The organism is Paenibacillus sp. NRS-1781 (assembly GCF_050467745.1).
Lineage (GTDB): Bacteria > Bacillota > Bacilli > Paenibacillales > Paenibacillaceae > Paenibacillus > Paenibacillus terrae_A.
The window spans coordinates 132,248-138,380 of sequence record NZ_JBITPI010000012.1; the positions used below are offsets into that span (position 1 = coordinate 132,248).

The 6,133-nt window shown below is 51.1% G+C and carries 4 protein-coding genes and 1 pseudogene; 2 read left to right on the forward strand and 3 right to left on the reverse strand.

Translation table 11 applies throughout. The annotated features are described in order from the left end of the window. Window positions 1–3: 3 nt before the first annotated feature. Window positions 4–792 (reverse strand): TrmB family transcriptional regulator, encoded by a 789-nt coding sequence (locus ACIFO6_RS04225; protein WP_430038486.1) that lies wholly within the window; start codon window positions 790–792, stop codon window positions 4–6. Between the two features lie 65 nt (window positions 793–857). After that, the gene (locus ACIFO6_RS04230; RefSeq protein WP_430038467.1) at window positions 858–1,712 is read right to left on the reverse strand and encodes a zinc ribbon domain-containing protein; all 855 of its coding nucleotides are present in this window, start codon (window positions 1,710–1,712) and stop codon (window positions 858–860) included. A gap of 260 nt (window positions 1,713–1,972) precedes the next feature. Here ACIFO6_RS04230 and ACIFO6_RS04235 point away from each other — a divergent pair, with 260 nt between their 5' ends. Further along, window positions 1,973–4,402, forward strand: a complete 2,430-nt coding sequence (locus tag ACIFO6_RS04235; RefSeq protein WP_430038469.1) for a UvrD-helicase domain-containing protein — start codon at window positions 1,973–1,975, stop codon at window positions 4,400–4,402. Between the two features lie 761 nt (window positions 4,403–5,163). After that, window positions 5,164–5,334 carry a 23S rRNA (pseudouridine(1915)-N(3))-methyltransferase RlmH gene (locus ACIFO6_RS04240; protein WP_430038488.1) on the forward strand — a complete coding sequence of 57 codons (171 nt, stop codon included), beginning with the start codon at window positions 5,164–5,166 and terminating at the stop codon, window positions 5,332–5,334. Window positions 5,335–5,619: 285 nt separating this feature from the next. On the opposite strand, the pseudogene ACIFO6_RS04245 reads toward ACIFO6_RS04240, so the two are convergent. Beyond that, window positions 5,620–5,890: pseudogene (locus ACIFO6_RS04245) on the reverse strand (hypothetical protein); the annotation flags it as partial. Window positions 5,891–6,133: the final 243 nt, after the last annotated feature.

Consider the following 6,133-nt stretch of genomic DNA (forward strand, 5'->3'; position numbering starts at 1 on the left):
TTTTTATTCTCCAGCGGACATATATTTACCGATGATGCCCTCATACCGCCAGCCATACCGGGTTGACAGCTCGCTGCCCATGTCATGCTCCAGCTCATACAGAATCAGATCCTGGGCAAAATGATTCAGCAGCAGTCCTGTCATCACCGGATGCTCGGTAATGAGCGCCTGTGTCGGGCAATTCTCTCCCCGCATGCCCAGCATGCACCAGCGCCGATCAATGACAAAAGAAAATTGGCGTCCCGACGGCTTCTGTCCGTTTTTGCCAGACGCACGCGGCAGCCACGGTCCAAGCACACTTTCGCCGTTATCGCAGGACCATAGCAGCCGTACACCCCGATTTTCGGCTTTTTCCAGCTCTGTCCGCAGCAGTTCAGCTTCCTCACGCCACAAATTCAGCACAATCTCATGCTCCGCCCGTTCCAGCTCACGTGTCAGGCTTTCCAGTACATTTCGGTCGCCTTCCGCATTATAAAAGGTTGGCTTGTCCGGCTCTGCTCTCGGCATTTCCTTCTCGACTGCACGCAGGGACTCCTGCAACTGTCCTTCAATCATCCGGGTCAGCTCACCCGATGGCAGCATGCTGTAACGCACAGGTTCTCCCGCACTCGCCCTGAGATACCCTTGCCCGGCCAGACGCTGCAAAGCCGCGTATACGTTGGAGCGTGATGCACCCAGACGCTTGGCGACTTCATAGCCGGAAGACGCATTGTGCCTCGATAGCTCGACCATAACCTTGGCTTCCATTTCCGTAAATCCCAAATTCCGCAGATGATGCAGCAAACGCTCCATATGTTCCGTTCCCCCTATGCTGCCCGGCGTCCTGCCCATATCCTGCGACAGCCTGCTCGGCTGCGTCAAATCTGTTCAGCTCCGCAACGCGGGCACCACTTGGAGCCTTTGGGCAGCTCGGCTGTGCAAATTTGGCATTTCACATTCTCACGTACCTGTGCAGCTAGAATTGTCGGCTTTTCTGCCTCGGAGTTGTTAGCCTTCCAGTATCGAATACGCTCGTCCAGTTCCTCCTGACGCTCCCGTTCACGTTCCAGCTCCTCAAGGCGGTTATGCTCTTGCTCCAGCTCTTCCTGGCGACGACGCTCCCACTCTTCATCGAAGGCCGCTTTTTCTTCGGGTGTAAAATCGGACACCGCATAGTTGCGCTCCAAGCTGGGTGGTTCGTGTGTTTCATGTAACTCATCCTGCTCCAATTCATGCTGATCATACGGCTCATGTTCTTCGTAAGAGTTGTAAGCAGGCTCAGCACTCTTGGCTGGCTCCTCGTGCTTGCGCAAATCAAACGAATATACGCCCGTTGGCGCCTCTTCACGCACAGCAGCTACTTGCTTGGAAGCTGCCTGTCCCTCATTCAGCTTGCGCCCACATTTCGGGCAAAAGTTCGCATCCAGCGATACAACAGCCCCACAGGTGCATAAATGAGCATTTTTCAGCTCTGCAATTCTACCGCGCAGCTCGTCAATTTCATCCTGTAGCTCATCACAAGCGGTAGATAGCTGTGTCATTTCCTTTTCTGCCGCCGACATATCGGATGCCCGGTAGCCTTCATAAAAAATTTGACCCATTCGCAAAAAATGAACATCCATTTCCTGCTGAATCGTTGTAATCTGTGAATTTATTTTACTAATCTCGACAGCATGCTGTGCCTTTTCTGTAGCGCGATTTGCGCCTTCCTTAATACGTTGAATCAGATTCATCGCGATTCCTCCCTATATCCAGCCGGATTTCCCCGTACCGTGCATATATCCCAAGTTTTTTTCTGTTGGCAAGCCTCGAACTCCTGTATAATGGAATGCGGTCATATCGCCTTTTGAAAGGATGCAAGCATTTCAGCATATATTTCAATCCGTCGTCTTGTTCCCAAGAGCAGCTTATGCTGACTAGAACTCTATCATACCAAAAACTACCCCCATTTGTGAAAATGGAAGATTTTATAATCGAAAGGGGTTTCAGGATCATGGACCCACATCCTGCTTTTTACCCCCGTCCTATCGGGGTTCCTTATTCAGCATCAAGCCCGCAGGCCCGTCGTGCTTCTATGGATACCAGCTCAACGCTGGTATCTGACAGTGACGGCGACTCGGCTTATTTCAGAGCTTTGGAGAACGCGGGTATTCACTTGAATCGCCCGCAAATCCAGGCCGTCCGTCATGGCAAAGGCCCCCTGCTGACTCTAGCCGGGGCAGGCTGCGGCAAAACCACGGTACTGGCTGCCCGTGCAGGCTACCTGATGGCGCTGCGAGATATTCCTGCATCGTCCATCTTGCTGGTGACCTTCACCAGCAAGGCGGCTGCCGAAATGAAGCTGCGCATCGCAGGACTGCCCGGTGTGCGCCGGGCAGCCGCACGTGCCGTCCAAGCGCGTACCTTCCACTCATTCGCTTTGGCGATGCTGCGGCACCGCGGCGTGCAGGATGAAGTATTCGGCGAAACGCAGGCCCAGCACACCGTTATGAAAATGATGCTGCGCCAGCTTGGGCTTAGCGAGGCCTTCCAGCCTGAAAGCCTGCTGTCTGCCCTTTCCGCCTGGAAGGCGGAAGGACGCAGCGCAGACGAGCTGCCGGAAACCGTACGTGAGGAATCGGATGCCAAGCGTGCCATGCTCGCTTATGAAGCGTGGAAACAGGAGCGCAATAAAATGGATTTTGACGATATTCTGCTGCGTGCCTCCGTTCTGCTGCGTGACCCGGATGTGCTTCAGCCGCTTCAACGGCGTTTTTCCCACATCATGGTCGATGAGTTTCAGGATACGAATGCCCTGCAATATGAAATGGTGCAGCGATTGGCTGCCCGTCACCGCAATTTGATGGTCGTCGGTGATGATGACCAGACGATCTACACCTTTAATGGGGCACGTCAGGAATCCATTCTGGAATTCGACAAGGTCTACAAGGATGCCAAGGTCATTACCCTTGATATTAATTACCGCAGCGATGCGCGGATTTTGGGGCTAGGCTCCAACATTGTCGCCAAAAACGTCCACCGACGCTCCAAACGCCTGTCGGCTGCCGGACGTGAGGGCCTGCCCCCACAGTTTGCCACGCCATCCGGGCCGGAGGAAGAAGCGGCTCATATTGTTACACATCTGCTCGGACAGGTAGAGGAAGGTCGGCTGCGCTACCGGGATATCGCGATTTTGCACCGGACAGCCAGCGGAAGCCGTTCTATTTTTGAGCAATTAATCATGCGGGATGTACCGTTTATTCAGTATGGAGCCGGGGCGGTATTTTATGACCAATCCCTGATTCGTCCCTTGATGGATCACCTGCGTCTGTCGCTGAACCCAAGGCGGATGGAATCCATTCCAAGTACCCTTGGGCCGCTGTATGTTTCCCGTGAAGCGGGGATGGAATGGATTATGCGCGAGGAAAAACAGCAGACTAAAAAATATCCGTTAATCCATCTCAGTCGCTGGGATCGGCTGCGCGACTTTCAGCGTGAACAGGTGAAGGAGCGTATTCGGCTGATTCGCAGCCTCACCACGATGAAGCCGACCTATGCCATTCAGGAAATGCGGCGCGTCTTCTATGATAAATATTTGGAAAGCGGCGATACAGGCGCGTGGACTCATTATAAGGAAACGATGCAGGAAAGTCTGGAGGAGCTGGAAACGGCGGCGAAGCGGTTTGACACGGTGGAGGCGTTCGTCAGCTTTGCGGACGAGCTTTCCGAGCGCCACCGTCAGATGGAATCACTGCGCAGAGAGGAAGACAGCGATGCTGTCCGCCTGATGACGATCCACCGGGCCAAGGGACTGGAGTTCCCTTGCGTCTACTGGATCGGCGCAAGCGAAGGCATCCTGCCGCACAGCTCCGCGTTGCACAGCGAGCTGCCAGAGGATCGGCGGGCAGGCGCAGCACCCACAGCGGCCGTAAATAACGACGCGGCGCTGGAGGAAGAGCGTCGCCTCGCTTATGTGGCCGTCACCCGGGCGAAGGAGCTGCTGTACATCACCTCTCCCGCCTCCAACCACGGCAAGCCTGCCGCCGTGTCGCGCTTCCTGCTGGAAGCCTACGGGGTCACACCCCCTGAGGCTTCCAAGCCGGAGACGCGGCGCACCAGCTTCGGCCAGCCGAAGGGGGCTTCCGGGCATGGTGGCCGCGCTAACAGCGGAACGAACGCGTCCGGCACGGCTACCCGCGTGAGCAGCAGACCCGGACCGGGCAGCGGGCCAGCGCGGACGGCCTCGTCGGTGGCAAGTACACGGGAGGAGCCACGCATCAGCGTGCCCGTGTGGAAATGCACCGACGACGCCTGCAAGGCGTGGATGCGGCGTGATACGACAGGCGCCCGCCGAACGGCTTCGGCTGGAGCAGGCACGCCGCCGGTGTGCCCGCTCTGCTCATCCCCGATGACAGAGGGGACACGCAGCATCCCGGCCAGATAGGCGATAGGCATGAGGCGTATAGCCGGTATTAGACAGACCAAATAAAAGAAAAAGCGGCAGACTAGGACGTAAAAATAAAGCCCTAATCTGCCGCTTTCTGTTTCAACCTGCTATTGAATTATCGTGTCCCGTTAGTTCAACAAAACTTTTAAAAATCCGGCCTCTTCAAACATTCTTCAATTCCCACTTTTCCTAACCCAGAGGATACATTCTCACACTCCGTCCCTAATCCATCAGGGGTCAACTTTTAACTTCTCAGTTCTTTTATATGTAGAAAACCATTTAAACACTGGTTTGAGATCAAAACCATTTCTCGAAAAAATGGTCTTTCAAAATGACCTCTCCTTCATGGGGATGTGAGGACAAACAGGGGGAAATGACTGGAGGTTAAAACGAGTGCCATATATGTACGTGGAAGTACCGAGGAACAGACAGAAGAGGGATTTTCTATCCAAGCCCAGTTGGAAACATTGCGTTAGTATGCGAAAAAAGAGGGCTATCACATCTATAAAGAATACAAAAACGAAGGCATTTCTGGTAAAGCAGGGGACAATCGCTCAGGCCTGAAACAGATGCGTGAAGATGATAAAACAGGATTATTCAACAGGTCACTGTATGGAAGATCAACCAGATATCCCGTAAGCAACTGGACTTGTTAAGTTGCTTAGCAAACTTGCTGTCAGTGCCTACATTATTTCTATCACGAAAACTCAAGCACCACTCTCCTCCGAAGCACTTGCTAAAAAATAAACTCTCGGGGTATCTCAGGAACTTCAAAAATAGCCATTATTATCGGCACAGAACTACCTAAGTCTATGGAATTGATGACACTCAGCAATATGGATATGGTACCTGGGCTACAAGCCACTATATTTTTTGAACAAATATATCGAGCGTATCGATTTATAAATAACCACACTTACCACAAATAAAAGAATCCCCTTAAAACAAACCATCTGACTCTATTTGATCTCTTAACTAATAAGGTTGTTCACTCCTAATTAAAGTGTTCAACCAGTTTTCACTCAATAAATTGTACTTTATCAAATATCGGTTACAGTAAAAGGATTTCTTAAAAATCTGGTGTTTTTAACTCACTTTAGTTAACAAATCTTTTATGTTTTTCCCCGCTTCGTCCCAACCAATACCCCGTCCAGAAAATACAAAACAAACACAACTTGGTCGATCATATCCAGCAAATCAATTTTAGGGTTTAGCTCGGTCTTGAAGATTTTAAAAGTAGCTTCAGCGACAACGTTATCATAAGGGTAATCTTTTGCGCTGAGCGGGCGGGTGATGCCGAATGTTTCTAGGACTTGGGACTCGTTAGAATCACTCATATATGGTTTGTACTGAGCAATTGTGTAGTTAGAAACCAAGCCATTCTTCGTTAGCAACTGGTTCAGGTTTGTAATAGTAGGTGCTACGTGGTAGTTCCAGGACTTCGCACATGGCTGATCCCGAGTATTTGTAAGCGTTGTGCCGTAGAGATTACCTAAAATCGGCAGAAAGCAATTCATCGTATCACAGGTTATTTGATAAAATGTGATCCAATAAGCGGTATTATAATTCTCCAGAGTCTTGACCAAGATTTTAATCGCCTCCTCTTGAACGAAGTGGTATCAATACGATTATCTTCTGAAGTTGAGCCCAAGTAAAATCTAACCATTCAAATTTTTTTATAAAATTAGTTGTAAAAAACTCATATTCCACTCCCACTATAAATTAATA

Bases quoted from the DNA above. Each gene is read 5' to 3' on its own strand.
- ACIFO6_RS04235 (WP_430038469.1), top strand. From the start codon at position 1,973: ATGGACCCACATCCTGCTTTTTACCCCCGTCCTATCGGGGTTCCTTAT.
- ACIFO6_RS04225 (WP_430038486.1), bottom strand. From the start codon at position 792: ATGGAGCGTTTGCTGCATCATCTGCGGAATTTGGGATTTACGGAAATG.
- ACIFO6_RS04230 (WP_430038467.1), bottom strand. From the start codon at position 1,712: ATGAATCTGATTCAACGTATTAAGGAAGGCGCAAATCGCGCTACAGAA.